Origin of the sequence: Cellulomonas sp. PSBB021 (genome assembly GCF_002240455.1) — a bacterium.
GTDB classification, from domain to species: domain Bacteria; phylum Actinomycetota; class Actinomycetes; order Actinomycetales; family Cellulomonadaceae; genus Cellulomonas; species Cellulomonas uda.
The window spans coordinates 2719456-2744066 of the sequence record NZ_CP021430.1; the positions used below are offsets into that span (position 1 = coordinate 2719456).

The window sequence follows — 24611 nt, forward strand, 5'->3', positions numbered from 1 at the left end:
TGCGGGTGTCGAATCTGGTGTCGAATTCCGTCAGGCCCGTTCGTCGGGAAGGTGCGAGGCGGTCATCCGGACCGCGTCGTGGGACCACCCGTGCACCGAGGAGACCCGAGATGCCCAAGTACCTGCTGTCCGTGTTCGGCCCCGCCGAGCGCACCCCGTACGGCAACTACGCGTCCAAGGAGGCGATGCTCGAGGCGTTCGCCGACACCGGCGCGTTCAACGACAAGCTCGTCGCCGAGGGCTACTTCGTCTACGCCGACGGTCTCGCCGAGGCGACGACGGCCACCGTCGTCGACGGCCAGGGCGACCAGCCGGTGATCACCGACGGCCCGTACCTCGAGTCGACGGAGCACATCGGCGGGTTCTGGATCGTCGACGCGCCGGACCTGGACGTGGCGCTGCGCCTCGCGGCCGAGGGCTCGAAGGCGTGCCGCGGCAAGGTCGAGGTCCGCCCGTTCCAGACCGAGGAGTCGATCAAGGACCTGCTCGGGTCGTGACGCCCGAGGTCGAGGCGGCGGTCACCCGCGCCCACCACCAGGAGTGGGCGCGGGTGGTCGCCACCCTCACGCGCAGGTTCGGCGACCTGGGGGTCGCCGAGGACGCGGCCGCGGAGGCGTTCGCGGCGGCCGTCGAGCGCTGGCCGCGCGACGGGGTCCCGACGACGCCCGGTGCCTGGCTGACGACGACGGCGACCCGCAAGGCGCTCGACCGCGTCCGGCGCGAGTCGCACCGCGACGCCAAGCACGAGGAGGCGCGGCTGTTGTTCGACGACGACGAGCGCGCACCGCTCGGTGCGGTGGACGACGACCGCCTGCGGCTGGTGTTCACGTGCTGCCACCCGGCGCTGTCGCCGGACGCGCGCGTGGCGCTCACGCTGCGGAGGCTGGGCGGGCTGACCGTGCCGGAGATCGCGCGCGCCTTCCTGGTGCAGGAGACGACCACTGGGTCGCAGCGCGCAGGCGCGCGAGGCGTACGGGCGGGCGATCGAGCTGGCGGGCAACACCGCGGAGGTGGCGCACCTGACCCGGCGGCGCGACCAGCTGGGCGGCGCCGCGCCGCGGCCCTGACGGGCGGCGGCGACACTATCGCCGCGTCGGTCGCTGCCCGGGCGCGCGTCGAAGGACGTGGCGCGCGCGGCGTCGTCGGCCCCGGCCGTCCTCCCCGCGCTGATCTGAACAGACGTCGTCGAACGGTCTCTCGAAGCGGTTCGATATCGGAAAGCCGCGCGAAATCGGCAAACGATTAGGTTCGTTGACGGTCGGATTGTCCCGGCGAAGAGTGACCCTCGCCGACCGGCTCACCGTGGATCCGGGCCACGGCCGACCTAGGAGAGACGATGACCCCCTCATCCATGTCCAGACGCGCGCGCATCGCGTCCGCGCTCGCGATCGTGACGCTCGGCGCGACCATCGCGACGACGATCCCCGCCCAGGCCGCCGGCAGCACGCTGCAGGCCGCGGCCTCCGAGAGCGGCCGGTACTTCGGTACCGCCATCGCGGCGTTCAAGCTCAACGACAGCACGTACTCGTCCATCGCGAACCGTGAGTTCAACATGATCACGGCCGAGAACGAGATGAAGATGGACGCGACGGAGCCGTCGCAGAACAACTTCAGCTACTCCAGCGGCGACCAGATCCTGAACTGGGCGCGCAACAACGGCAAGCGGGTTCGTGGGCACGCGCTCGCGTGGCACTCGCAGCAGCCGGGCTGGATGCAGAACATGTCCGGCACCCAGCTGCGCAACGCGATGCTCAACCACGTCACTCAGGTCGCGACGCACTACAAGGGCAAGATCTACGCCTGGGACGTCGTGAACGAGGCGTACGCGGACAGCGGCGGCGGCCGTCGCGACTCGAACCTGCAGCGCACCGGCGACGACTGGATCGAGGCGGCGTTCCGCGCGGCCCGCGCCGCGGACCCGGGCGCCAAGCTCTGCTACAACGACTACAACACGGACAACTGGACCTGGGCCAAGACGCAGGGCGTCTACAACATGGTCAAGGACTTCAAGGCCCGTGGGGTGCCGATCGACTGCGTCGGTTTCCAGTCACACTTCAACTCGGGCAGCCCGTACCCGAGCAACTACCGGACCACGCTGCAGAACTTCGCCGCGCTCGGCGTCGAGGTGCAGATCACCGAGCTCGACATCGAGGGCTCGGGCCAGCAGCAGGCCCAGACGTACGCCAACGTGGTCGCCGACTGCCTCGCCGTGAAGGCCTGCACCGGCATCACGGTGTGGGGCGTGCGCGACTCCGACTCGTGGCGCTCCTCGGGTACCCCGCTGCTGTTCGACGGCTCGGGCAACAAGAAGGCCGCGTACACCTCCACGCTCGACGCGCTGAACCGCGGCGGCGTCCCGACGGACCCGACGACGCCGCCCACGGACCCGACCACGCCGCCCACGGACCCGACGACCCCGCCCACGGACCCGACCACCCCGCCGACCGACCCCACCACGCCTCCGACCGACCCGACGGGCCGGTGCACGGCGAGCCTGGCGATCGCGAACGCGTGGCCCGGCGGGTACCAGGCGACCGTGACCGTCAAGGCGGGCTCGTCGTCGATCAACGGCTGGCGCGTCACGCTGCCCAGCGGTGTCAGCACGAGCAACCTCTGGAACGGCGTGCTCGCCAACGGTGTGGTGACCAACGCGCCGTACAACGGCTCGGTCGGCGCCGGCCAGTCGACGACCTTCGGGTTCGTAGGCAACGGCAGCGCTCCTAGCGCAGGCTCCGTGACCTGCGCCTGAGCCGCTGACCCCCGGCCGACGGGCCGGACCCACGACGGCGTCGCACCTGCGGGTGCGGCGCCGTCGTCGCGTCCAGAATGCTCAGCGGGCGGGGTGTTCAGCGGGCGGGTGCCAGGGGGCAACCCGCGCACGCGGGCGACGGGCGGCACGACGAGCACGCCGACGCTGCGGCGGACGGACCGGTCCGCGCGGGGCGCGCGGCGGTCGCGTCCCCGCGCGCCACGAGCCGTGCGATCGCGGCGTCCACGAGCCCGCGGTCGAGGTGCAGGTCGCGGGCGATCGCGTCGGGCGTCGCACCCGCGCGCGCGGCGGTCAGGACGTCGTCGAGCACGCTCATGCGAGCGCCTTCCCGACCGTGAGCACCAGCACCGCGCCCACCCACGCGACGACCAGCCCGGTGACGAGCGCGAACGCCGCCCACCGCGTGCCGAGGAGCCGGCGCTGCTCGGCGAGGGTCGCGAGGCACGGGCTGTACGCGAGCACGAACCACATGAACGCGGCGGCCGCGGCCGCGGCGTGCCCGCCCGACGAGGCGTCGAACGTCGCGCGCAGCCGCTCGCCGAGCAGGCCGGGCGCCGCGGGGTCGTCGGGCTCGGCGACGGCGGCGGTCTGCGCGAACGACCCGACGACGACCTCCTTGGCGACGAACCCGGTGACCAGCGCCGCGGTCGCCTCCCACGACCCGAAGCCCGTGGGTCCGAGCACCGGGGCGGCGGCGTGCGCCGCGCGGCCGTACAGCGAGTCCGCGACGGGCACCGCGCCGAACGCGTGCCCGCCCGTCACGGGCACGGCCAGCAGCAGCCACACGACGGTCAACGTCACCACGATGATCGACCCGGCCTTGCGCACGAACGCCAGCACCCGCACCCAGCCGGACACCGCGATGGCCCGCAGCCCGGGACGCTGGTAGGCGGGCAGCACGAGCACCAGCGGCTCGCGCACGAGGTCCCGGAACACGGTGTGCCGCAGGGCCGCGCCACCGAGCACGACCAGCAGCACCGACGCGAGGTACATGACGAAGATCGCCGTGCCCGCGTGACCGGGGAAGAACACCGAGGCGAGCAGCACGTACACCGTGAGCCGCGCGGTGCAGGACGTGAACGGCACGAGCAGCCCGACGAGCAGGCGCGCCCGCGCGTGCGGCAGCGTGCGCGTGGCCGACAACGCCGGCAGGTTGCACCCGAAGCCGACGACGAGCGGCAGCACCGCGCGCCCGTCGAGCCCGAGCGCCCGCATCGCGCGGTCGGCGACGAAGGCCGCGCGCGCGAGGTACCCGCAGTCCTCGAGCAGGGCGACCGCGACGAACATCAGCGCCATCAGCGGGACGAACGACAGCACGGTCCCGACGCCCGCGAGCACGCCGTCGACGAGGAGCCCTTGCAGCCACTCGGCGGGCAGCCGGCTGCGCACCGCGTCCGCGACCACGCCGTCGACGAACGCGCTCACACCGTCGACCAGGGGCGCCGCGACCGTCGTCGTGAGCTGGAACAGCGCCCACATGACGGCGAGGAACACGGGGATGCCGAGCCGCGGGTCGAGCAGGACGCGGTCGATGCGGTCCGACCAGGTGCGCACGGGGCGGTCCGGCCCGGGCAGTCCCGCCAGGACGTCCGCGACCCAGTCGTAGAGCGCGTCGTCGTCACCCGCCACCGGCGTGACGGTCGGGCGCGTGCGCACCGCGGCAGTGACGACCTCCGCCAGGTCGCGCATACCCGCGCCCGTGCGCGGGTCGACCTCGACCACCGGGACGCCCAGGCGCGCCCGCAGGTGGCCGGCCGCCCGCCCGAGCCCCCGCGCCCGCGCGACGTCACCCATCGTCAGCGCGACGACCACCGGCACGCCCCCGCCGTCGCGTCCCGCGCCACGCGCCACCTGCCCCGCGAGCAGCAGGGACCGCGCGAGCGCGCTCGCGTCCGCGACGAGCACGACGAGGTCCGCGGCGCCGTCCCCGAGCTCGTCGGCCACCACCTGCTCGTCGGGCGACGCGGCGTCCAGCGCGTACGTGCCGGGCAGGTCGACGAGCCGTACGTCCACGTCCCCCGCGCGCCAGCGGCCCTCGTGCAGCTCGACGGTCGTGCCGGGTGCGTTGACGACGCGCTGCCGGGCGCCCGTGAGCGCGTTGAACAGCGTCGACTTGCCGACGTTCGGGTTCCCGACGAGCACGACCCGCGGCGCGTCGAGGACGCCCGCCGCGACGGCCGGCGCCGGGCCGTCGTCGTGGCAGCTCATGCGCCGGCCACCGACCGGGCCACGGGCTCGACGCTCACGCGCCGGCACGTCCCCGCGTCGAGCGCGAGCCGGTCGGCACCCACGCCGACCACCCGGCCGCCGAACCCGCCGCGATGCGTCACGTGCAGCACCGCACCGACGGCCAGGCCGAACGTGCGCAGCCGACGCCGCGCGGTCTCGTCGAGGTCCACGTGGACCACCCGGACGCTCGACCCGGGGTCGCACGCGGCCAGGTCCATGCCCCGACGCTAGTGATCAGGGCAGCCTTACCTCATGGGACCTCGGTCCCGACCCTGCCCGCCCGACGACCTAGCCGTCGGCCTCATAGGTCGGCCTCATGGGTCGGCCTACTGGGTCGGCGGCTCGTCCTGGCCCGACTCCTCCGCCGCGTCCGCCTCCTCCTTGGTCGCGTGCACCGCACCGTCCGCGTGCTCGGGCGGGCCGTAGACCGTGTAGAGGATCAGCGGGTTCTCGCCCGTGTTGACGAAGTTGTGCGTCCGCCCGGCGGGGACGACGACGAGATCGCCCTGCGCGACGTTCCGCTCCTGACCCGAGACGATCGCCCGGCCCGTGCCGGAGACGAACGTCAGCACCTGGTCGGTGTCCTCGTGGACCTCCTCGCCGATCTCACCGCCCGGCGGGATCGTCATGATGACGAGCTGCGTGTGCTGACCGGTCCACAGCACCCGGCGGAAGTCCGGGCTCTGCTCCGCGGTCGTCGCGATCGTCCAGTGCTCCACGGTTCCTCACCTCTCGGTCGGCGGTCGTCGGTCCTGGTCATCCTGCAGCGCTCGTCGTCGGCCCGCGCGCCGAGACGACGCCCGCCGCTCGAGATGCCGCGCCCGCCGTCAGCGGCGAGTCTGGACGCCATGGAGACGATGACCGCAGCACCCGCCGGCGCCGCCACGTCGCGCGACCGCTTCCGTCAGATCACGGTGCTCGTCGGGGCCGTGGTCGCGATCGTCGGCGCGATGCTCGGGTCCGGCGCGTTCGGCGGGCAGCCCGTCGCCGAGGCCGCGGACGGCGCGCTGTCGGCGACCGCCACGCCCGTCGCGCCCGACAGCCCCGCGTTCGCGATCTGGTCGGTGATCTACACCGGCCTCGCGGTGTTCGCCGTGGTCCAGGCGCTTCCCAGGTACGCCGCCGACGCGCGGCTGCGGGCCGTCGCGTGGTGGGTGCTCGCGACCATGCTGCTCAACGCGGTGTGGATCGGGGTCGTGCAGGCCGGGTCGGTCGGTGCGAGCGTCGTCGTGATCGTCGCGCTGCTCGTCGTCCTGGCCGCGGTGTACGTGCGGCTGGTGCGGCTCGAGCGGACCGCACCCCTGCCCTCGGTCGTCACGGACGTGACCATGGGGCTCTACACCGGGTGGGTGAGCGTCGCGACGCTCGCCAACACCGCCGCGTTCCTCGCCGTGTCCGAGGTCGGCGACCTGGGCCTCGGCGCGACCGGGTGGTCCGTGGTGCTGGTCGCGCTCGCCGCGCTGCTGGCCGCCGCGTACGGCGTGTACGGGCGCCGGCGGCCCACGGTCGTCGTCCCCGTCGGCCTGGCCATGGCGTGGGGGCTGCTGTGGATCGGGATCGGTCGCACGAGCGGCGAGCTCGTCGACGAGACGGTCGCCACGGCGGCCTTCGTCGCCGCAGCCGTCGCCCTCGTCGCCACCCTGGCCGCCACCCTCACCGCCCGCCGCCCCTGACGAACCCCTGCCACTCCACGGATGCGGGGGTGGTGGGGCGCGTGTCAGGGTGGGGCATGGTCGGGGCGCGGGGCGTGCTGGCGCTCGTGCGTGCCGCGCACGCCGCGCCCGCGTTCGCCGTGACGGCGTTCGCTGCGGCGTACTCGTGGGCCGTGGGCGCACCCGTCGCGCTGGTCACCGCGGCGGTGCTGGCCGGTCAGCTGTCGATCGGCTGGTCGAACGACTGGGTCGACGCCGCACGCGACCAGGCGGTCGGCCGCACGGACAAGCCGCTCGCCACCGGCGCCATCACGGTCCGCGCGGTGCGCACGGCCGCGCTCGTCGCGCTCGTCGCGTGCGTGGTGCTGTCGTTCACGCTGGGTGCCGCCGCGGGCGTCGTGCACCTGGTGACGGTCGCGTCCGCGTGGTCGTACAACCTGTGGCTCAAGGCCACGCGCTGGTCCTGGGTGCCGTACGCGCTGTCGTTCGGGCTGCTGCCGTCGGTCGCGACGCTCGCGCTCGACCCGCCGCGCGCAGCGCCCGTCACCACGACGGTCGCGGCGGCGCTGCTCGGCGTGGGCGCGCACCTGGCGAACGTGCTGCCCGACCTCGAGGACGACGCGGCCACCGGCGTCGTCGGCCTGCCGCACCGGCTCGGCCGCCGCCGCACCACGCTCGGCGCGGTCGCGCTGCTGCTGGCGGCCACCGCCCTCGTCGTGCTCGGCACGCCCGGCGGCGCGACCGCGCTCGGCGTCGTCGCGCTCGTCGTCGCCGCGGCCCTCGCCGCGAGCGCCGCCTGGGTGGCGGCCCGCCGGCCCTCCCGGCGGTACCCGTTCCTCGCGGCGATCGGGGTGGCCGCGGTGACCGTCGCGGTGCTGGTGACCACGGGCTGAGCCCGGGCTGAGCACCTGCGCGCCCACCCCCGCCACGCCCCCTCGCGCGGGCAGCGCACATGCGTGCGACGATCCCGGCATGTCCCGGATCGTGGCGGTCGCACCCGTGCTGCCGGACCACGTCTACCCGCAGGGACGGATCGCCGACGAGCTCGCGGACCTCCTCACCGACGACCCCGCGCGCCGCGCCGTCCTGCGCCGGCTGCACACCTCGTCGGGCATCGACACCCGGCACCTGGTGGTGCCGCTCGAGCGCTACCGCACGTTCACCGGCTTCGACGAGACCAACGCGCTCGCGCTCACGAGCGGCCTCGACCTGGCCGAGCGCGCCGCGCGTGAAGCGCTCGCGACCGCGGGCCTCGAGCCGACCGACGTGGACCACCTGATGCTCACGACCGTCACCGCGGTCGGCGCGCCCTCGATCGACGCGATGCTCGTCGCCCGGCTCGGCCTGCGGCCGGACGTCACGCGGCTGCCGAGCTTCGGGCTGGGCTGCGCGGGCGGCGCCGCGGGCCTCGCACGGGTGCACGACCACCTGGCGGGCCACCCGGACCAGGTCGCGCTGCTCGTCTCGGTGGAGCTGTGCTCCCTGACGCTGCAGCGCGACGACACCTCGACCGCGAACCTCGTCGCGAGCGGGCTGTTCGGCGACGGCGGCGCGGCGGTGGTGCTGGCCGGTGCCGGGCGCCGGGCGCCCCGCGGGGCGTCGGAGGCGGTGCGCCGCGCGTGGGCCGGGGCGCCGACCGTCGTCGGGACGCGCAGCGTGCTGTACCCCGGGTCGGCCGACGCGCTCGGGTGGCAGGTCGGGGCGTCGGGGCTGCGGATCGTGCTGTCCGGCGGCCTACCCGAGGTGGTGCGCGAGCACGTCGCCGACGACGTGAAGGCGCTGCTCACCGCGCAGGGCGCGGTGCCCGACGACGTGCGCGCGTGGGTCGTGCACCCCGGCGGCCCCAAGATCCTCGAGGCCGTGCAGGACGCCCTCGGGCTGCCGCGCGACGCACTCGCCCGCTCGTGGGCGAACCTCGCGCGGGCCGGGAACCTGTCCTCGGCCTCGGTGCTGCACGTGCTGGCCGACGCGATGGCCGACGACATGGCCGACGCGCCGCCACCGGGCGCGCTGGGCGTGGCCGCCGCGTTCGGGCCGGGCGTGGGGGTCGAGCTGGTCGCGCTGCGCTGGCCGTCCGACGGCCACGACCACGACCACGACCACGAGAGAGGAACCGCATGAGCCTCGCGCTGTACACGGTGCTCGTCCTGGCGACGGGCGTGGAACGGCTCGTCGAGCTCGTCGTGTCGGCGCGGCACGCGCGCTGGTCGTTCGAGCGCGGCGGGCGCGAGAGCGGGCGCGGGCACTTCCCCGCGATGGTCGCGCTGCACACCGGTCTGCTCGTCGCGTGCGTCGCGGAGGCCACGCTCGCCGACCGGCCGTTCCTGCCGTGGCTGGGCTGGCCCATGCTCGTCGTCGTGCTCGCGGCGCAGGCGCTGCGCTGGTGGTGCATCGCGACGCTCGGCCCCCAGTGGAACACGCGCGTGATCGTCGTGCCCGGCAGCGGCCTGGTGGCGCGCGGCCCGTACCGGTTCCTGCGCCACCCGAACTACGTCGCGGTCGTCGCGGAGGGCGTCGCCCTGCCGCTCGTGCACACCGCGTGGGTCACGGCCCTCGCGTTCACCGTGCTCAACGCCGTGCTCCTGCTGGGGTTCCGGATCCCGGCCGAGGAGCGCGCGCTCGCGGACGCGCGGCAGGCCTGAGCGGTGCCCGCGGGAGGTCTCGACGCGGACGTGCTCGTCGTCGGGGGCGGACCGGTGGGGCTCGCCGCGGCCGTCGAGGCGCGCCTCGCCGGGCTGTCGGTGCTGGTGCTGGAGCCGCGCACCGGGCCCGTCGACAAGGCGTGCGGCGAAGGGCTCATGCCGGGTGCGCTCACGGCCGTGCGTCGGCTCGGGGTGGACCCCGAGGGGTACGAGCTGACCGGCATCGCGTACGTGGACGCGACGCGCCGCGTGGAGCACCGCTTCCCGCGCGGGACGGGCCGTGGCGTCCGGCGCACCGTGCTGCACGACGCGTTGGCCCGCCGCGCGGCGGCGCTGGGCGCCGAGGTGGTCGTCGGGCGCGCGTCGAGCGTGCGGCAGGACGCGCACGGCGTCACGGTCGACGGTCTGCGGGCCGGGCACGTGCTCGCGTGCGACGGGCTGCACTCGACCGTCCGGCGGCTGCTGGGCCTCGAGGCCCCGGTCCGACGAGCGGGCGCGGACGGGCGTCGGCGGTTCGGGCTGCGCCGGCACTACCGGGTCGCGCCGTGGAGCCACCTGGTCGAGGTGCACTGGGCGCCCCACGCGGAGGCGTACGTGACGCCCGTGGGCGCCGGGCTGGTCGGCGTCGCGGTCCTCGGGCCCGCCCGCACGGACCTCGACGCGACCCTGGCCGCGCTCCCCGCGCTCGCGCACCGCCTCGCCGGTGCCGAGCCGGACGGTCCGGTGCGCGGCGCGGGCCCGCTGCTGCAGCGCACCACCGCGCGCACGGCCGGACGGGTGCTGCTCGTCGGGGACGCGTCCGGCTACGTGGACGCGCTCACGGGCGAGGGCCTGCGCGTCGGGCTCGCGCAGGCGGCCGCCGCGGTCCGCCACCTCGACGACCCCGCGGGCTACGAGCGCGCGTGGGCGCGCGCCACCCGCGACTACCGCGTGCTCACCACGGGCCTCGTCGCCGCCGCGACGTCCCCGGCCCGCCGCACGATCGTCCCGGCGGCCGCCCACCTGCCCCGCGTCTACGGCGCGATCGTCGACCGCCTCGCCCGCTGAGCCGGTCCGACCTCGCCGCCCAAATCGATTCGAGACCCCCCGCTCGGCGAGCCTGCCACCCCGGCGCAGGACCACACTCGCGGGGCGACGAGTGTCGTGGCGGCACCCCCGCCGCCCGGCACGTCCTTCAACGACGAGGAGATCGATGTCCGCGCGTCTCAAGTCAGCTTCCCTGGTGCTCTCGTCCCTGCTCGCGACGGCCGGCATCGGGGCGGTCACCGCGTCCTCGGCCCAGGCGGCCGTGGGCTGCAGGGTCGACTACGCCGTCACCAGCGAGTGGGGCGGGGGGTTCGGGGCCGCCGTCACGGTCACGAACCTCGGCGACCGCCTCGACTCGTGGACCGTCGGCTGGACGTACGCGTCCGGCCAGCAGGTCACGCAGGCGTGGAACGCCACCGTCACGCAGTCCGGGACCGCCGTCACCGCCCGCAACGCGAGCTACAACGGCACGCTCGCCACCGGTGCGTCGACGAGCTTCGGCTTCAACGGGTCGTGGTCCGGCGCCAACCCGAAGCCCACGGCGTTCACCGTGAACGGCGTCGCGTGCACGGGCGCGACCACCACCCCGACCGCCACGCCCACGCCGACCCCCACGCGGACCCCCACACCGACGCCCACCCCCACGACGACGACCCCGCCGCCGCCCACGGGCACGACGCCCCTGGCGGTCAACGGCCAGCTGCGGGTCTGCGGCGTGAACCTGTGCAACCAGTACGGCAAGCCGATCCAGCTGCGCGGCGTGAGCACGCACGGCCTGCAGTGGTTCCCCGGCTGCTACAACAACGCGTCGCTCACCACGCTCGCGGAGGACTGGAAGGCCGACGTGCTGCGCATCGCGATGTACGTCAACGAGGACGGCTACGTCACCAACCCGTCCGGCTTCACGTCGCAGGTGAACAGCCTGGTGGACGCGGCCGAGCAGCGCGGGATGTACGCGATCGTCGACTTCCACACGCTCACGCCCGGTGACCCCAACGTCAACCTGGACAACGCCAAGACGTTCTTCCGCAGCGTCGCCGCCCGCAACGCCGCGAAGAAGAACGTCATCTACGAACTCGCCAACGAGCCGAACGGCGTCTCCTGGCAGGGCATCCGCAGCTACGCGAGCCAGGTCATCCCGATCATCCGGGCCGCCGACCCCGACGCGGTGATCCTCGTCGGGACCCGCGCCTGGTCGTCGCTCGGCGTCTCGGAGGGCTCGAGCTCCGCGGAGATCGTGGCCAACCCGGTGCCGTTCGACAACATCATGTACACGTTCCACTTCTACGCGGCGTCCCACCAGGACAACCACCGCAACGAGGTGCGCACCGCGGCCGGCAAGCTCCCGCTGTTCGTGAGCGAGTGGGGCACGACGAGCGCGACCGGCGGCGGCACGGTGGACCTCGCGAGCTCGCGCACGTGGCTCGACCTGCTCGACTCGCTGAAGATCAGCCACGTGAACTGGACGTTCTCCGACGCCCCGGAGTCCAGCGCGGCGTTCCAGGCGGGCACCTGCTCGGGCTCCGACTACGGCACCTCGCGGCTGTCGCAGTCCGGCCAGTTCGTGCGCAGCCGGGTGATGACGGCGGACAGCTTCCCGACGAGCTGACGGCTCGCCGCGCGCGATCGGGGGACCCGACCTAGCGTGGTCGGGTCCCCCTGTGCGAACCACGGAAGGAGCACGCCATGGCCACGATCGACGAGTCCGTCGAGGTCGACGTCCCGATCAGCACCGCGTACAACCAGTGGACGCAGTTCGAGGACTTCCCGGAGTTCATGGGAGGTGTCGAGGAGGTCCGGCAGGTCGACGACACCCTCACCCACTGGCGTACGTCCATCGGTGGCGTCGAGCGCGAGTTCGACGCGCAGATCGTCGAGCAGACGCCCGACACGCGCGTCGCCTGGCAGAGCATCGACGGCACGACGCACGTCGGGCAGGTGACGTTCGAGCCGCTCGGCCCGACGCAGACCCGCGTCCGCGTGCAGACCGCGTGGGAGCCGGAGACGCTCGTCGAGAAGGCGGGTGCGGTCGTCGGCGCCGACGACCGTCAGGTGAAGGCGGACCTCAAGCGGTTCAAGGAGTTCATCGAGTCGCGCGGCGTCGAGACGGGCGCCTGGCGCGGCACCGTCTGAGGACCGGCGCACGTCACGGTGGGGTCGACCGCACGGTCGGCCCCACCGTCGTGCGTGGGGGCTGCTCGGCACGACCATGAGCGCTGGCCGTGGTGGCGCAGTTCGATCCCGACTGGGGCACGGCGGACGCGATCCGCGCGACGCTCGCCCCGTTCCGCACGCCCTGAGCCCCGCACGCGCTGGGCCCCGGACGAGCTCCGGCGCGGTCAGCGGGCGAGGTCGCGGTGGCGGAAGCCGGCGAGGCCGACCGTCACCAGGCCCGCGGTGACGAGGGCGAGCCAACCCAGGCCCGTCCAGTCCGGGTCGCCGGCGGTGACGGTGGGGACGTGCCAGAACGGGCTGATGCCGAGCACCCAGTCGTCCAGCCCGAACGTGGGCCCGAGCAGCGTGAGCAGGAACGAGACGAGCACCCCCGCCCACGCGGCACGGCTGGCCGCGGGTCGCGCGCCGACCAGCGCCGTCGCGAGGGCCACCACGGTCCACACCGCGGGCACGGTCGCCGCGGCCTGCACCAGCACGTCGCGGGTGCTCACCCCGATGTCCGCCCCGCCCGCGAGCACGGCGACGACCGTCCCGGCGAGCAGCACCAGCACCGCGACGGTGCCGAGCGCGAGCAGGACGTGGCTCGCGTAGAACCGGGTGCGCGCGACGGCGCCCGCGAGCACGGGCTCGACGCGGTCCTCGAGCTCCTCCGCGCGGACCCGGAGCAGCACCTGCACGCCGGGCACGCACGCGATGATCCCGACGAGGCTGAGCACGGTCCGGACGAAGGCGCCCGTGAGCTGGGCGGGGCTCGCGGCCCCGGCGGCGAGGATGCGCTGCACGGCCGGCTCGCCCGCGAGCAGGTCCTCGATCGACGTCGTGAAGTGCCCGAACACGACGCCCAGCACGACGAACACGCACGTCCACGTCAGCAGCGACGGGCGGTTGACCCGGACCGCGAGCCGCCAGGGGGTGCGTGCGGTGCCGCGCGCCGGGCCGGGCCGCTGCGCGAGCATCCCCTGCCCGAAGTCACGCCGGGCCTGCAGCGCGAACGCGGCACCGACGGCGGCCACCGTGAACGCGACCGTCAGCAGCAGCGGCGCCCAGTGGTCGCCGGTCGCAGGGCGGGTCTCCAGCGTCCAGCCCAGCGGGTTGGCCCACGTGGTCCACGCGGGCGCGTCGAGCGAGGTGCTCAAGCCTCGCAGCAGGAACAGCGTCCCGAGCGTGCCGACCGCGAGCGCGCTCGCCGTGCGTGCGTCCGAGCCGACCTGCGCGGTGACGGCCGCGACCCCCGCGAACATCCAGCCTGTCGCGGTGTACGTCGCGCCCAGCAGCAGCGACGACGACCACGCACCGCCGCACAGCCCGGTGGCCACCCCCGCGACGAGCCCGGCCGCGAGCGACCCGACGAGCGCGAGCGCGACACCCGCCATGAGACGCGACGAGCGGCCCAGCACACCGGACGCGAGCAGCTCCGCCTGCCCCGAGTCCTCCTGCGCGCGGGTGGCGCGCGTGACCGCGAAGACCGCACCGAGCGCGACGAGGAAGCCGCCGAGCGCGAGCGTGCGCCACGCGTTGAACCCGTCGGCGGTCGACAGGTCGTACGCCGGGCCGAAGATGAGCCCCAGCGCGGGGTTCGCGCCGATCGCCACCGCGAGCGCCTCGCGGGACGCCTGGTCGGGGAACACCCACGGGTAGACGACGACGGACGAGGTCGACAGCAGGGTCGCGACCAGGACCCACGGCGCGAACAGCCGTCCGTCGTGGCGCATGGTCGCGTGCAGCAGCGGACGCGTCCCGACGAGGCTGCCCGCGCGCGGTGCGCTCACCGCGGTCATCGTGCGCGCTCGTCGGGCACGGCCTCGTCGGACGCGGCTTCGTCGGACGCGCGCTCGTCGTCGCCGTACAGCCGCAGGAACAGGCTCTCGAGGGACGGTGGCGCGACCGTCAGCGACGTCAGCCCGAGCGGTGTGAGCAGGGCCATCGCCGCGCCGACGCGCGTGGACTCGACGGTCGCGGTGAGCCGGTCCCCGTCGACGCGCACGTCCCCGAGCCCGGCGAGCTCGTCGTGCCCGGGCGCGCGCGCGAGCGTCGCGTGGATGGTCGTGCGCGTCTGGCCGCGCAGGTCCGCGAGCGTGCCGGACCGCACGACGCGCCCGTCGCGGATGATGCTGATGCGGTCCGCGAGCGCCTCCGCCTCGGCGAGGATGTGGCTGGACAGCAGCACGGTGGCGCCGCGCTGCGTCGCCTCCCCGACGGCCTCCTGGAACACGTTCTCCATGAGCGGGTCGAGGCCGCTGGTCGGCTCGTCGAGCACGAGCAGCTCGACGTCCGAGGCGAGCGCGGCGACGATCGCGACCTTCTGCCGGTTGCCCTTGGAGTACTGCCGGCCGCGCTTGGTCGGGTCGAGCTCGAACCGCTCGACGAGCTCGGCGCGGCGCCGCTCGTCGAGGCCGCCGCGCAGGGACCCGAGCAGGTCGATCGCCTCGCCGCCCGTCATGCCGGGCCACAGCGACACGTCGCCGGGGACGTACGCCAGGCGGCGGTGCAGCGCGACGACGTCCGCCCACGGGTCCCCGCCGAGCAGCCGCACGGTGCCGGAGTCCGCGCGCAGCAGGCCCAGCAGCACGCGGATCGTCGTCGACTTCCCCGCGCCGTTGGGGCCGAGGAAGCCGTGCACCTCGCCCCGCTCGACGCGCAGGTCCAACCCGCGCAGCGCGGGGAACCGCCCGAAGGACTTGGTGAGTCCCTCGATCTCGATGACTGCCTCAGCGCCCATGAGCCGAACGTACCCACGCCGCCGCCGCAAATCAACAGGTGTGGATATGCGGCGCCGCGCGTACCCTGCGGACGTGACGACCGACGCCTCGACCCCCCGCCGACGCGGTCGCGGCGAGAAGTTCCCCGGCGGCCGCGACGCGATCCTCGCGGCGGCCCGCGACCAGTTCGCCGAACGCGGCTTCGCGGGCGCGACCATCCGCGGCATCGCCCAGGCCGCGGGCGTCGACCCCAAGCTCGTCATGCACTTCTTCTCGAGCAAGGACGACCTGTTCGCCGCGTCGCTCGAGCTCCCCGTCGAGGGCCTGCGCACGCTGCTGGGCGCGCTGCAGGCACCGGTCGACGAGGTGCCCGAGCGGCTCACGCGCGCCTACGTCGAGATGTGGGAGTCCCCCCTGACGGGCCCCCAGGTGCGCGCCATGCTCATGTCGATCGCCACCACCGACTCGGCCGCCGACGCGCTGCGCACCGCGTTCGAGCAGCGGATCGCCGGTGCGCTCGGCGACCGGTTCGAGCCGGTCGCGGTCGTCACCGCGATGAGCCAGCTCCTGGGCGCGGCCTTGATCCGGTACGTCGTGCGGATGCCCGCGTTCGACGCGCTGACGCGTGACGAGTTCACCGCGCAGCTCGTGCCGTCGGTCGCGGCGAGCCTCGAGCGCGGCCGGGTGACACCGCCGCCCGCGCCTCGCCCGGCGTGACTCGTCGGGAAGAAATCCGCGCGAGGTGCATCCGAACCCGGACCTCGGCCGGAAGAAGGGGTGTCAGGCGCCAACCCGGCGCCCGCTCCCGGAAGGACGCACCATGCGCACTCGACTCCTCGCCGGCACCGCAGCCGGTGCCCTCGGTCTCGCCGCCGTCGCCCTCACCGCAGGTCCCGCCTCCGCCGCCGACGACGCGGCGCTGTCCGTGCTGCACGGCGTCCCGGACCTCACCGTCGACGTGTACGTCAACGGTGAGCTGACGCTCGACGACTTCGAGCCGGGCAAGCTCGCCGGGCCGCTCGACCTGCCCGCCGGGACGTACACGGTCGCGATCACGGCGGCCGACGCGGCCGACGACAGCGACCCCGCGATCGGCCCCGTCGACCTCGAGCTCGCCGCCGGCACCAATTACACGGCCGTCGCGCACCTCGACGCGTCGGGCGAGCCGACCGCGACGCTGTTCACCAACGACACGTCCGCGACCAAGGCCGGCGAGGGCCGCCTCACGGTGCGCCACGTGGCCGCCGCACCCGCGGTCGACGTCCTCGCGGGCGGCGACGCCGTCATCTCCGGCCTCGAGAACCCCGACGAGAAGGTCCTCGACCTGCCCGCCGGGACGGTCTCCGCGAGCGTCGTCGCCGCCGGCACCACGGAGCCCGCGCTGCTCGGCCCGGCCGACGTGAACGTCACCGAGGGCACCAACACGATCGTCTACGCGTGGGGCTCGGCGACGTCCGACCCGGCGACGCTCGCGCTCGCCACGCAGACCATCGACGGGCTGCACAGCGACCCGGGCGCCGTCCAGGCCGGTGAGCTCGGCCTCGCGGCCGACGAGCCGGGTGCGGCCGTGTGGCCGTACGCGCTGGCCGGCATCGCCGTCCTCGGCGCCACGGGCCTCGTCGCCGTCCGCCGGCACGCGACCGCCACGCGCTGACCCATGGCACGACGACACCGCACGCCGGCCGGGGTCCTCCCCGGCGCCCTGGCCGGCGTGCTCGCCGCGGGGCTGCTCGCGGGCTGCACCTCCGAGCCGCCCGTGCCCGAGCCCGTCGCGCGCCCGGTGTCGTCGGCGCCACCCGGACCGACCACGGCAGCGCCGTCCCCAGCGCTGTCCGACGTCCCGGTCCGGGACGCGACCGCACCGGCGCCCGAGGTCCGCGCGGCGCCGGTGCGGCTCGCGGTCCCCGACGTCGACCTCGACATGCCGGTCGTGCCGGTCGGGGTCCTCGACGACGGGACCATGGAGATCCCCGAGGACGCGGGCGAGGCCGGCTGGTACCGGTTCGGCCCCGTCCCCGCGGACGACGACGGCAACACGCTCGTCGCCGCGCACGTCGACTCCCGCCTCACCGGGATCGGCCCGTTCGCCCGGCTGCGGGACGTCCCGCCGGGCGCGACGGTCACCGTGACCGACGCCGACGGGACCGCGCACCGGTACCGCGTCACGGGCGTCGAGAAGATCCCCAAGGACTCCGCGCCGCTCGACGTGTGGTTCGCCCGCAGCGGACCGCCCCGCCTCGTCCTCGTCACCTGCGGCGGGACGTGGCAGGCTGACATCGGGCACTACAGCGACAACGTCGTGGTCACCGCCGAACCGGTGGCCGACCGACCATGACGACGACGGCGGTGCCCACGGCCGTGCGGCACGCGCCCACGGGGACGACGACGTACCGGGAGAGCTGCGTGGCAGGTGGCGGTCAGGAGCGCACGGGCGCACCGCTGCGCGCCGTCCCGTCGCCACCCGACCCCGACGGTGAGGGCGTCGACGAGCTCGGCGCCGCGTTCGCCGCGGGCGACGAGGACGCGATCCGTGAGGCCTACCGGCGGTGGGCGACGCTCGTGCACACCGTCGCGCTGCGCTCGCTCGGCACCGTCGCGGACGCCGAGGAGGTCACCCAGCAGGTGTTCGTCGAGGCGTGGCGCGGCCGGCACCGGTTCGACCCCACCCGCGCGCGGCTGCCCGCCTGGCTCCTCGGGATCACCCGGCACGCCGTCGCCGATGCGCACGAGCGGCGCTCGCGCGACCAGCGCCTGGCCGCCGCCGCACCCGTCGCCCCCGCGACCGTGGGCGGCGACGACGACCGCGTGGTCGACGCCGTGGTCGTCGCCGACGAGCTCGAGAGGCTCGGCGACCCGCAACGCACGATCCTGCGCCTCGCGTTCTACGAGGACCTGACGCACGACCAGATCGCGACCCGGCTGGACCTGCCGCTCGGCACCGTGAAGAGCCACGTGCGGCGTAGTCTCGCCCGGCTGCGCAACCGATGGGAGGTGGACGGTGCCGTGGGATGAGTCGCACGTGGACGACGACGTGCTGGCCCTCCTCGCCCTCGGGGAGGACGCCGCGTCGCCCGACGAGCGTGCGCACGTCGAGCAGTGCGAGCGGTGCGCGGCCGAGGTCGCGGCGCTCGGTGGCGTCGTGTCGCTCGCGCGGGTGTCGCAGGGGCCGCTCGTCGCGCCCGCGCCGCAGGTGTGGGACCGCATCGAGGCCGAGCTCGGCCTGACGCCCGCCTCGTCGGACGCCGGGGCATCCGGTGACGCCGACGTCGTCGTGCCCCTGCCGCGGCGCCGCCTCGCGTGGGGCTGGGTCGCCGGGGCCGCGGCCGCGGGTGTGCTGATCGGCGGCGTGGGGGTCGCGTGGACGCAGTCGCGGACCGGCGGCGGTGAGACCGTCGTCGCGTCCGCCGCGCTCGACCCGCTGCCCGGCTGGTCCGCGGAGGGCACCGCACGCGTCGAGGTCGGCCAGGACGGTGAGCGCGTCCTCGTCGTGGACGTGCAGGACGGCGACGACGAGGACGGCTTCCGCGAGGTGTGGCTGCTGCGGCCGGACGTGAGCGGGCTCGTCAGCCTCGGGACGCTCACCGGCTCGACGGGCCGGTTCGACCTGCCCGCGGGGCTCGACCTCGACGAGTTCTCGGTGGTCGACGTGTCGCTCGAGCAGTTCGACGGCGACCCGGCCCACTCGGGCGACTCGATCGTCCGCGGCGCCCTCAAGGCCTGACGCCCGCCCGTCCACAGGCGCCCGGACCCGGGCATACCGGGCGGGTACGCTCCCCGGCATGCGACAGACGCCGCAGGACCAGGCACCCCGTGGGGGGACGCGCCGTCGCCGTCATCTGCGCTGGCTCCTGCCGCTGCTCGGCGCGCCCGTCCTGTTCGTCGTCATGCTCGCCGTCGTCGAGCCGATCAGCACGGGGGCGCCCGAGGACCCGAGCCTGCCGTACGCGCTCGGGGTGCTCACGCTGATCGCGGTCACGTTCCTGGCGCCGCTCGCGCTCCTGGTGACCGCCGTGGTCCAGGCGGCGCGCCTGAAGCGCGAGGCCCGGCGACGGGCGGGGCGCTTCACCCGCAGGGAGCTCGCGGAGCAGGAGCGTCGAGCGCAGGTCGAGGCGAGCGCGGCCGCGACCTGGCACCAGGCGGTCGGTGCCGCACGGGCGATCGTCCACGGCGGTCGACCACCTGCGTTGACGGTGTGGGACGTCGTCCCGTGGCACGACGAGTCCTTCCACGCCGACGTGCCGATCGGGTACGCCCGGTATTACGGCACCGCCGTCCAGGTCCCGCAGACGGTCGCCGCGTACGCGGGGCGGCCCGCGTTCGTCGCCGCGGGGCTGGCCACGACCGCCCTGCTCGACGCCGGTGCACGCGCGGCCGCGCTGCGCCAGGCCGTCGCCCAGTGGCGCGAGCACCAGAGCGTGCGCCTGGTCGTCAGCGACCGGCGCCTCGTCGTGCAGCGTCACGGCGAGTGGCTGAGCTTCGACCATGGCGGCCTGACCGCCGTGTACCCCGACCCCGATCGCCGCGGCATCGTCTGCCAGTACCGGGACTGCGCGCCGGTCATGCTCTGGGGCGAGCACGCGCCGCTCGTCGCCGTGGTCGTCGTCGCCGCCGCGTACGGCCCGCAGGCGCTGCTGCAGCACCCTGCGATGGCGTCGATCGCGCACGGCGTCCGTGCGTCGGACCTCCCGACGAGCCCGGCGTCACGCAGCCTGGAGACATGAGCGGCGGCGAACCGGGGCGGGCGGTGCACGACGCGGTCCCCTCGCCGGACGAGGCGCTCGCCGGGTGGTTCCCGGCCGAGGACCCCGCGAGCGAACGCTGGTGGGACGGGCACCGGTGGTCGTCGCACGTGCGGCCCACGCCGCACCCCACCCGGGTCCGCTGGGCGGGGTTGCGCTGGGGCGGCACCGGCGGACCGGTCCTCCAGGTGGTCACCGGGACGCTGCTGCTGCTCGGCGGGCGGGTCTCGCTGCTCGTCGCGCTCGAGGGCGGGGCGTTGCGTCTGCCGGCGGCGGCCGTGACGCTCGTCGCCCTCACCGGCGGTGCGATGCTGCTGGTCAACGCGTCCTTCTGCTGGCGCCTCGAGAGCCGACGACGGCCCGCCGGGGTCGCGGGTCCGCCGCCCGAGGCGCAACTCGCGCACGTGCGGTGGCTCGGGGTGCTGTGGGGCGTGGGACGCGGCTGGTCGCAGCGCTCGTTCGTCGTCGGCTCCGTCGTGACGCTCGCGGCACTGTTCGCCGTCGTCGTCACGCTCCTGACCTGGCCCGACTCTGCATGGGGCGACGCGGCCGTCGGCGGGACGGTCGCGCTCGTCCTCGCGCTGCTCGGCGCGATGTGCCTGGCCGACGGCTGGTTCCGCCTGGTCCTCGAACGCCGCCGCCGGGCCGCAGGCATCCCGATGCCGAGACGAGACGACGCCTGAGCCCGCGCAGCCCGGTCGTCGTCCACAGGCGGGCGAGCGAACGGTACGAAGCGGGCGGTCCACCGCTACGCTGCCACGCATGATCCAGCTCACGGTCGACCCCGACGACCTGGAGGACGCGGTGTCGGACATCCGGACGTCCGCCGCGAACCTCGAGGCGTCGCTCGACGGGCTCGACGCGGACATGAAGGTCCTCGCCGCGGCCTGGACCGGCGACGCGTCCGACGCGTTCCAGGCCAGGTACCGCGCGTGGGACTCGGACATGTCCCTGGCCGTGGCGGACCTGAGGATCATCGGTGACCTGCTCTACCAGGCGTCGCTGTCCTACGCGGAGACCGAGGCCGCCGTGATCGAGAGGTGCGCCTGATGAGCTCTCCCGCCGGCGGCCCCACGCCCGACGTCGTCGCCGGGCTCGAGGCCTTCTCCCGGCGTGCGGAGGCCTCGCTCGCGCGGCTGCGCGACATCCAGAGCCAGATCGACGCCATCGTGCCGCCGCAGCTCCCGCACGCCGTGCACGCCGAGATGGACGCCGACGGGCTGCTCACCGAGCTCACCATCGAGCAGGACCTCCCGGCCGACGAGCTCGAGCACGAGATCGGCCTGGCGATCACGGACGCGGCCCGCCGCCGACCCACGCCCGACGCGAACCGGCTGCAGGACCGCTTCCGGGACCAGGCCACCGCCGGGACCCTCGACCTCGGCGGCATCCTCGCGCAGCTCTTCTCCGGCCAGCAGGACCTCACTGCCGCACCGCCCGCGCACCGCAACGCGCGCAACACCGTCGAGGTCAGTGCCCGGACCGGTGTGGTGCTGCGCATCCGGTGCGACCACACCTGGTTGTCCACGACATCACGGCACATGGTCGCCGCCGAGGTCCTGACCACCGTCAACGAGGCGGTCACCGCCTCGACCGGGAGGAGCTGACATGGCCGACGAGTTCACCGTCGAGACCGGGGCGCTGCGCACCGACGCGTCCACGTGGCTCGGCTGGCACGACACGCTCACCGACATCAGCAAGGCGGTCCCGACCGTGGGCTCCGACCTCGACCCGCTCGCGTTCTCGGTGCTACCCGGCGCCGACCGGGTCCTGGCCGCCTACATGACCACCTCCATGGCACTCGCCGCCGAGGTCGCCACCGGTGCCGACCAGTTCGAGAGCATCGCCACCACCCTGACCGCCGTCGCCGACCTGTACGACGAGGTCGAGGACGAGATCGCCCAGTCGTTCCGCAGCCGGTGACCCGGAGGTACTCCCCATGATCGGACCGTCCGCTGAGCAGATCGCCAGCGCGATCCTCGCCGGATGCGACCTCGCCGAGCAGCAGGTCCGCACCTGCGTCGCGAACGCTCCCGCGGTGATCGACGCCGCGCTCGACTCGGTGCGCGTCGGGTGGCCCGTCCGCGTGCCCCTGCCGGAGCCCGCCAAGCGGGCCATCCGTGCCCTCATCATGGAGGCCGTGCGCGAGTGCGCCCAGGTCATCTACGACGCGATCGACGCGTTCCGGCTGCTCGCCCGGAGCGTCGGGCGGCCCACCGCGCTGCGCGCCGCAGCGACCCGCCTCGAGCAGGACGTCATGAACCGCGCCACCACCTTGGACAACGCCATGGTGGCGGCCAACCTCATGGCCGACGACCGCACGAACTGGGACTCCGTCGGCGCCGACAACTACCACACGGCCATCAGCGAGCAAAGGGTGGCCGTGAGCTCGGTCGACGACGTCGCCCGGGGGCTGCGCGACGCCCTCAACTCCTTGGCGACCGACATCGAGGAGTTCTTCTCCACGCTGCAGGCCGCGTACATCTCGTTCGCGGTCTCCGCCGCCGGGCTCGCCGTCGCGATCGCGACGGCCGGCCCGACGCTGGGGGTGGGCGCCATCGTGGGTCTCGTGGTCGCCGTGCTGGGTGTCGTCACCGGTGTGTGGGGCCTCGTCTCGGCGTTCACGGGCGCCTCGGACCACAACGCCGAGAACGCCGAACGGCTCAACGCGGGCGCCGCGCTGTCCTGGCCGACATCCGCGTTCGCGTGAGCGGGCCGACTCCACCGCCCGGGTGGTACCCGGGCGACCAACCCGGGACCGAGCGCTGGTGGGACGGTGCGCGGTGGACGGGGCACGTACGCCCCGCGCCCTGCGGACCGCCTGGCGCCGCGCCTGCCGGTCCGTCGGGAGGTCGAGGAGGGGGTCCGCAGGGGCGGCCGACCGAGCTGGTCCAGCTCGAGCGGATCCGGTGGGCCGGTGTCTCCTGGGGCGTCGCCGGCAGCGGCCTGTCCATCGGCATGGGTGCGCTCTGCGTGCTGGTCGCGCTGCCGATCCTGGTGGTCTCGCTCGTGGGGCTCGGCGACTGGCAGTCGATCTTCCCGCTGCTCATGTCGCTCCTCGTGCTGTTCATGGCGGCCGTGCTCTTCGTCAACGCGCACTTCTGCCTGATCCTCGAACGCCGGCGCCGTGCCCGATGGACCGGTGGGCCTCAGCCCGGAAGCGGGCGGGCGCCGTGATCGGGCAGAGCGCACCTCCGCCCCCACCCGCCGGCTGGTACCCGGCAGAGCCCCGGACCGAGCGCTGGTGGGACGGGACCCGGTGGACCGCGCACACCCGGCCCACGCTCGCCCACGACCGGATCCGGTGGGCCGGCATCCCGTGGGGAGGCCCCGGCGGGCCGACGACCCAGCTCGTGATCGCGGGCGTGTACGTCGTCCTCGCACTGCTGCCCACGCTCGTCGCCGTGCAGGCGCGCTCGTCCTCGGCTCGGGCCATGGGACTGCTGCTCGCGTCCACCCTGGTCATCGCCGGCGTGCTCATGCTGGTCAACGCCCACTTCTGCCGCCTCATCGCGCAGCGACGGCAGTGGACGCCCGACCCCTCCGGCCCGCCGACGGAGGTTCAGGCTCCGTAGCGGGCGGCGAGCTCGGCGTCACGGGCGCGGGTCAGACCCGCGCGCAGGTCGTCGGCCGGCTGCTCGTCGGGACGGCGCTCGTCGGGACGGCGCTCGTCGGAACCGCGCTCGTCGGAACCGCGCTCGTCGGAACCGCGCGCGCGGACCCACGCGAGCGTGTCCCGGACCGTGGCGGCCAGCGGTCGGGCGCGGAGCCCCGCGGCGAGCGCGCGCGTGATGTCGACGTCGAGCAGGCCGCGCATGCTCGGGTCGTCGAGCCACAGCGGCAGGTCGGCCCACGCGCGCACGCCCTCGGCCGCGCGCTGCTCGTCGGACAGGACGACGGGCTCGAACGCGACCCCGGCCTCGTCGGCGACCGTGCGCAGCAGCACCTCGAACGGCACCGCGGGGGTCGCGGCGTTGAACGTGCCGGCCGTGCGGTCCGCGCCCAGCCGCACGAGCCAGTCCGCCAGGTCGCGCGCGTCGACCCACTGCACCGGCGCGTCCAGCGGCGGGGTGATGTGCGGGCCCGGCTCACTCATCCGCACCACCCACGCGGTGAAGCGGTCGGTCGGGTCGTGCGGGCCCGCGATGATCGACGGGCGCACGACCGTGCTCCCGGGGAACCGCTCGGCGACCGCCCGCTCGCACAGGGCCTTGAGCGGACCGTAGAGCTCCATGTCGAAGGCGTCCGGGACGGGTCCGTCGATCGTCGCGACCGGTGCGTCCTCCGTGACGCCCGGCTCGCGCACGTCCGCGTAGACGGAGATGGACGAGACGAGCACGTAGTGACCGACCCGGCCGACGAGGGCGTCCGCGGTGCGGTGGACCTGCGCCGGGTGGTACGCCGTGAGGTCGTGCACGACGTCCCACTCGCCGTCGGCGAGCGCGCCGACGTCCTCGTCCCGATCCCCGTGCAGGGCCGTGACCTGCGGGAACAGGTCCGGGTTGGTGCGGCCGCGCGTGAAGGTCGTGACGTCCCACCCCTCGCGCAGCAGCGACTCGACCACGTGGACACCCAGGAACTTCGTCCCGCCCAGGACCAGCGCACGCCGACCAGCCGTCATGCGCGGAACGTTACGTGACGATCCGGACATGGTGGGTGTCGGTGGGCGGGTCTAGCGT

30 protein-coding genes and 1 pseudogene are annotated in these 24611 nt (G+C 74.7%); 24 read left to right on the forward strand and 7 right to left on the reverse strand.

Going from position 1 to position 24611, the window contains the following annotated elements:
* Window positions 1-110 precede the first annotated feature (110 nt).
* The 3 genes from CBP52_RS12575 (at window position 111) to CBP52_RS12585 (ending at window position 2749) form a co-directional block, all read left to right on the forward strand.
* Window positions 111-497, forward strand: coding sequence for a YciI family protein (locus tag CBP52_RS12575; protein WP_094181237.1), 387 nt, complete (start codon window positions 111-113; stop codon window positions 495-497).
* A gap of 53 nt (window positions 498-550) precedes the next feature.
* Window positions 551-1246: a sigma factor gene (locus CBP52_RS18745; RefSeq protein WP_369826227.1), complete on the forward strand. Its 696-nt coding sequence runs from the start codon at window positions 551-553 to the stop codon at window positions 1244-1246.
* 90 nt (window positions 1247-1336) lie between these two features.
* Window positions 1337-2749, forward strand: coding sequence for an endo-1,4-beta-xylanase (locus tag CBP52_RS12585; protein WP_094181239.1), 1413 nt, complete (start codon window positions 1337-1339; stop codon window positions 2747-2749).
* Window positions 2750-2846: 97 nt separating this feature from the next.
* Here CBP52_RS12585 and CBP52_RS12590 read toward each other — a convergent pair whose 3' ends face one another.
* From CBP52_RS12590 to CBP52_RS12605, 4 genes are all read right to left on the reverse strand, one after another.
* Window positions 2847-3086, reverse strand: a complete 240-nt coding sequence (locus CBP52_RS12590; RefSeq protein ID WP_157732607.1) for a hypothetical protein — start codon at window positions 3084-3086, stop codon at window positions 2847-2849.
* Complete coding sequence (locus CBP52_RS12595) at window positions 3083-4978, reverse strand: ferrous iron transporter B (protein ID WP_094181241.1); 1896 nt, start codon at window positions 4976-4978, stop codon at window positions 3083-3085. Before CBP52_RS12595 ends, CBP52_RS12590 begins: the two co-directional genes overlap by 4 nt.
* On the reverse strand, window positions 4975-5217 hold the full coding sequence (locus CBP52_RS12600; RefSeq protein WP_094181242.1) for a FeoA family protein: 243 nt from the start codon (window positions 5215-5217) through the stop codon (window positions 4975-4977). Before CBP52_RS12600 ends, CBP52_RS12595 begins: the two co-directional genes overlap by 4 nt.
* 108 nt (window positions 5218-5325) lie before the next feature.
* Window positions 5326-5718 (reverse strand): cupin domain-containing protein, encoded by a 393-nt coding sequence (locus tag CBP52_RS12605; RefSeq protein WP_094181243.1) that lies wholly within the window; start codon window positions 5716-5718, stop codon window positions 5326-5328.
* A 129-nt stretch (window positions 5719-5847) separates the two neighbouring features.
* On the opposite strand from CBP52_RS12605, the gene CBP52_RS12610 reads away from it, so the two are divergent.
* The 7 genes from CBP52_RS12610 (at window position 5848) to CBP52_RS12640 (ending at window position 12452) form a co-directional block, all read left to right on the forward strand.
* Window positions 5848-6672, forward strand: coding sequence for a tryptophan-rich sensory protein (locus tag CBP52_RS12610; RefSeq protein WP_094181244.1), 825 nt, complete (start codon window positions 5848-5850; stop codon window positions 6670-6672).
* 56 nt (window positions 6673-6728) lie between these two features.
* A complete protein-coding gene (locus tag CBP52_RS12615; protein WP_094181245.1) occupies window positions 6729-7544 on the forward strand; it encodes a UbiA family prenyltransferase in 816 nt (271 codons plus the stop codon).
* 79 nt (window positions 7545-7623) lie between these two features.
* Complete coding sequence (locus CBP52_RS12620; protein ID WP_094181246.1) at window positions 7624-8772, forward strand: type III polyketide synthase; 1149 nt, start codon at window positions 7624-7626, stop codon at window positions 8770-8772.
* Entirely contained in the window at window positions 8769-9293 is a 525-nt protein-coding gene (locus CBP52_RS12625) for an isoprenylcysteine carboxyl methyltransferase family protein (RefSeq protein WP_094181247.1), read from the forward strand. The genes CBP52_RS12620 and CBP52_RS12625 overlap by 4 nt, the downstream gene beginning before the upstream one ends.
* 3 nt (window positions 9294-9296) lie before the next feature.
* The gene (locus CBP52_RS12630; RefSeq protein WP_094181248.1) at window positions 9297-10340 is read left to right on the forward strand and encodes an NAD(P)/FAD-dependent oxidoreductase; all 1044 of its coding nucleotides are present in this window, start codon (window positions 9297-9299) and stop codon (window positions 10338-10340) included.
* Window positions 10341-10485: 145 nt separating this feature from the next.
* On the forward strand, window positions 10486-11928 hold the full coding sequence (locus tag CBP52_RS12635) for a cellulase family glycosylhydrolase (protein WP_094181249.1): 1443 nt from the start codon (window positions 10486-10488) through the stop codon (window positions 11926-11928).
* A 77-nt stretch (window positions 11929-12005) separates the two neighbouring features.
* A complete protein-coding gene (locus tag CBP52_RS12640; RefSeq protein ID WP_094181250.1) occupies window positions 12006-12452 on the forward strand; it encodes an SRPBCC family protein in 447 nt (148 codons plus the stop codon).
* A gap of 206 nt (window positions 12453-12658) precedes the next feature.
* Here CBP52_RS12640 and CBP52_RS12645 read toward each other — a convergent pair whose 3' ends face one another.
* Together CBP52_RS12645 and CBP52_RS12650 are read right to left on the reverse strand one after the other, a co-directional pair.
* On the reverse strand, window positions 12659-14263 hold the full coding sequence (locus tag CBP52_RS12645; RefSeq protein WP_369826228.1) for an ABC transporter permease: 1605 nt from the start codon (window positions 14261-14263) through the stop codon (window positions 12659-12661).
* 5 nt (window positions 14264-14268) lie between these two features.
* On the reverse strand, window positions 14269-15213 hold the full coding sequence (locus tag CBP52_RS12650) for an ABC transporter ATP-binding protein (protein ID WP_094181252.1): 945 nt from the start codon (window positions 15211-15213) through the stop codon (window positions 14269-14271).
* 73 nt (window positions 15214-15286) lie between these two features.
* Here CBP52_RS12650 and CBP52_RS12655 point away from each other — a divergent pair, with 73 nt between their 5' ends.
* The 14 genes and pseudogenes from CBP52_RS12655 (at window position 15287) to CBP52_RS17990 (ending at window position 23507) form a co-directional block, all read left to right on the forward strand.
* Window positions 15287-15910 carry a TetR/AcrR family transcriptional regulator gene (locus tag CBP52_RS12655; RefSeq protein WP_157732608.1) on the forward strand — a complete coding sequence of 208 codons (624 nt, stop codon included), beginning with the start codon at window positions 15287-15289 and terminating at the stop codon, window positions 15908-15910.
* A 103-nt stretch (window positions 15911-16013) separates the two neighbouring features.
* Complete coding sequence (locus CBP52_RS12660) at window positions 16014-16847, forward strand: DUF4397 domain-containing protein (RefSeq protein WP_094181254.1); 834 nt, start codon at window positions 16014-16016, stop codon at window positions 16845-16847.
* A 3-nt stretch (window positions 16848-16850) separates the two neighbouring features.
* Window positions 16851-17528, forward strand: a complete 678-nt coding sequence (locus CBP52_RS12665; RefSeq protein ID WP_094181255.1) for a class F sortase — start codon at window positions 16851-16853, stop codon at window positions 17526-17528.
* Window positions 17525-18205, forward strand: a complete 681-nt coding sequence (locus CBP52_RS12670) for an RNA polymerase sigma factor (protein WP_094181256.1) — start codon at window positions 17525-17527, stop codon at window positions 18203-18205. Before CBP52_RS12665 ends, CBP52_RS12670 begins: the two co-directional genes overlap by 4 nt.
* A 7-nt stretch (window positions 18206-18212) precedes the next feature.
* Window positions 18213-18914, forward strand: a complete 702-nt coding sequence (locus CBP52_RS12675) for an anti-sigma factor (protein WP_232514477.1) — start codon at window positions 18213-18215, stop codon at window positions 18912-18914.
* Between the two features lie 58 nt (window positions 18915-18972).
* On the forward strand, window positions 18973-19914 hold the full coding sequence (locus CBP52_RS12680; RefSeq protein WP_094181258.1) for a hypothetical protein: 942 nt from the start codon (window positions 18973-18975) through the stop codon (window positions 19912-19914).
* Window positions 19911-20615 carry a DUF2510 domain-containing protein gene (locus CBP52_RS12685; RefSeq protein ID WP_094181259.1) on the forward strand — a complete coding sequence of 235 codons (705 nt, stop codon included), beginning with the start codon at window positions 19911-19913 and terminating at the stop codon, window positions 20613-20615. The genes CBP52_RS12680 and CBP52_RS12685 overlap by 4 nt, the downstream gene beginning before the upstream one ends.
* A 79-nt stretch (window positions 20616-20694) precedes the next feature.
* A complete protein-coding gene (locus tag CBP52_RS12690; RefSeq protein WP_094181260.1) occupies window positions 20695-20982 on the forward strand; it encodes a WXG100 family type VII secretion target in 288 nt (95 codons plus the stop codon).
* Window positions 20982-21539 (forward strand): hypothetical protein, encoded by a 558-nt coding sequence (locus tag CBP52_RS12695; protein WP_157732609.1) that lies wholly within the window; start codon window positions 20982-20984, stop codon window positions 21537-21539. Before CBP52_RS12690 ends, CBP52_RS12695 begins: the two co-directional genes overlap by 1 nt.
* Window position 21540: 1 nt before the next feature.
* Window positions 21541-21855: a hypothetical protein gene (locus CBP52_RS12700; RefSeq protein WP_094181262.1), complete on the forward strand. Its 315-nt coding sequence runs from the start codon at window positions 21541-21543 to the stop codon at window positions 21853-21855.
* A gap of 16 nt (window positions 21856-21871) precedes the next feature.
* Window positions 21872-22642: a hypothetical protein gene (locus CBP52_RS17980; protein WP_198303450.1), complete on the forward strand. Its 771-nt coding sequence runs from the start codon at window positions 21872-21874 to the stop codon at window positions 22640-22642.
* A pseudogene (locus CBP52_RS18750) lies at window positions 22639-22743 on the forward strand (DUF2510 domain-containing protein); the annotation flags it as partial. The gene CBP52_RS17980 and the pseudogene CBP52_RS18750, both read left to right, overlap by 4 nt.
* 147 nt (window positions 22744-22890) lie before the next feature.
* Entirely contained in the window at window positions 22891-23109 is a 219-nt protein-coding gene (locus CBP52_RS18310; protein WP_232514478.1) for a hypothetical protein, read from the forward strand.
* A complete protein-coding gene (locus CBP52_RS17990; protein ID WP_198303452.1) occupies window positions 23106-23507 on the forward strand; it encodes a DUF2510 domain-containing protein in 402 nt (133 codons plus the stop codon). Before CBP52_RS18310 ends, CBP52_RS17990 begins: the two co-directional genes overlap by 4 nt.
* On the opposite strand, the gene CBP52_RS12715 is transcribed toward CBP52_RS17990, so the two are convergent.
* Window positions 23495-24553: a hypothetical protein gene (locus tag CBP52_RS12715; RefSeq protein WP_094181263.1), complete on the reverse strand. Its 1059-nt coding sequence runs from the start codon at window positions 24551-24553 to the stop codon at window positions 23495-23497. The two genes, CBP52_RS17990 and CBP52_RS12715, sit on opposite strands and share 13 nt — an antisense overlap.
* Between the last annotated feature and the right edge of the window lie 58 nt (window positions 24554-24611).

What these genes read in the sequence shown, in the direction of transcription:
- CBP52_RS12575 (WP_094181237.1), top strand. Translation starts at nt 111, where the DNA reads ATGCCCAAGTACCTGCTGTCCGTGTTCGGCCCCGCCGAGCGCACCCCG.
- CBP52_RS12585 (WP_094181239.1), top strand. Translation starts at nt 1,337, where the DNA reads ATGACCCCCTCATCCATGTCCAGACGCGCGCGCATCGCGTCCGCGCTC.
- CBP52_RS12590 (WP_157732607.1), bottom strand. Translation starts at nt 3,086, where the DNA reads ATGAGCGTGCTCGACGACGTCCTGACCGCCGCGCGCGCGGGTGCGACG.
- CBP52_RS12595 (WP_094181241.1), bottom strand. Translation starts at nt 4,978, where the DNA reads ATGAGCTGCCACGACGACGGCCCGGCGCCGGCCGTCGCGGCGGGCGTC.
- CBP52_RS12600 (WP_094181242.1), bottom strand. Translation starts at nt 5,217, where the DNA reads ATGGACCTGGCCGCGTGCGACCCCGGGTCGAGCGTCCGGGTGGTCCAC.
- CBP52_RS12610 (WP_094181244.1), top strand. Translation starts at nt 5,848, where the DNA reads ATGGAGACGATGACCGCAGCACCCGCCGGCGCCGCCACGTCGCGCGAC.
- CBP52_RS12615 (WP_094181245.1), top strand. Translation starts at nt 6,729, where the DNA reads ATGGTCGGGGCGCGGGGCGTGCTGGCGCTCGTGCGTGCCGCGCACGCC.
- CBP52_RS12620 (WP_094181246.1), top strand. Translation starts at nt 7,624, where the DNA reads ATGTCCCGGATCGTGGCGGTCGCACCCGTGCTGCCGGACCACGTCTAC.
- CBP52_RS12625 (WP_094181247.1), top strand. Translation starts at nt 8,769, where the DNA reads ATGAGCCTCGCGCTGTACACGGTGCTCGTCCTGGCGACGGGCGTGGAA.
- CBP52_RS12635 (WP_094181249.1), top strand. Translation starts at nt 10,486, where the DNA reads ATGTCCGCGCGTCTCAAGTCAGCTTCCCTGGTGCTCTCGTCCCTGCTC.
- CBP52_RS12640 (WP_094181250.1), top strand. Translation starts at nt 12,006, where the DNA reads ATGGCCACGATCGACGAGTCCGTCGAGGTCGACGTCCCGATCAGCACC.
- CBP52_RS12650 (WP_094181252.1), bottom strand. Translation starts at nt 15,213, where the DNA reads ATGGGCGCTGAGGCAGTCATCGAGATCGAGGGACTCACCAAGTCCTTC.
- CBP52_RS12660 (WP_094181254.1), top strand. Translation starts at nt 16,014, where the DNA reads ATGCGCACTCGACTCCTCGCCGGCACCGCAGCCGGTGCCCTCGGTCTC.
- CBP52_RS12665 (WP_094181255.1), top strand. Translation starts at nt 16,851, where the DNA reads ATGGCACGACGACACCGCACGCCGGCCGGGGTCCTCCCCGGCGCCCTG.
- CBP52_RS12670 (WP_094181256.1), top strand. Translation starts at nt 17,525, where the DNA reads ATGACGACGACGGCGGTGCCCACGGCCGTGCGGCACGCGCCCACGGGG.
- CBP52_RS12680 (WP_094181258.1), top strand. Translation starts at nt 18,973, where the DNA reads ATGCGACAGACGCCGCAGGACCAGGCACCCCGTGGGGGGACGCGCCGT.
- CBP52_RS12685 (WP_094181259.1), top strand. Translation starts at nt 19,911, where the DNA reads ATGAGCGGCGGCGAACCGGGGCGGGCGGTGCACGACGCGGTCCCCTCG.
- CBP52_RS12690 (WP_094181260.1), top strand. Translation starts at nt 20,695, where the DNA reads ATGATCCAGCTCACGGTCGACCCCGACGACCTGGAGGACGCGGTGTCG.
- CBP52_RS12695 (WP_157732609.1), top strand. Translation starts at nt 20,982, where the DNA reads ATGAGCTCTCCCGCCGGCGGCCCCACGCCCGACGTCGTCGCCGGGCTC.
- CBP52_RS12700 (WP_094181262.1), top strand. Translation starts at nt 21,541, where the DNA reads ATGGCCGACGAGTTCACCGTCGAGACCGGGGCGCTGCGCACCGACGCG.
- CBP52_RS17980 (WP_198303450.1), top strand. Translation starts at nt 21,872, where the DNA reads ATGATCGGACCGTCCGCTGAGCAGATCGCCAGCGCGATCCTCGCCGGA.
- CBP52_RS18310 (WP_232514478.1), top strand. Translation starts at nt 22,891, where the DNA reads ATGGGTGCGCTCTGCGTGCTGGTCGCGCTGCCGATCCTGGTGGTCTCG.
- CBP52_RS12715 (WP_094181263.1), bottom strand. Translation starts at nt 24,553, where the DNA reads ATGACGGCTGGTCGGCGTGCGCTGGTCCTGGGCGGGACGAAGTTCCTG.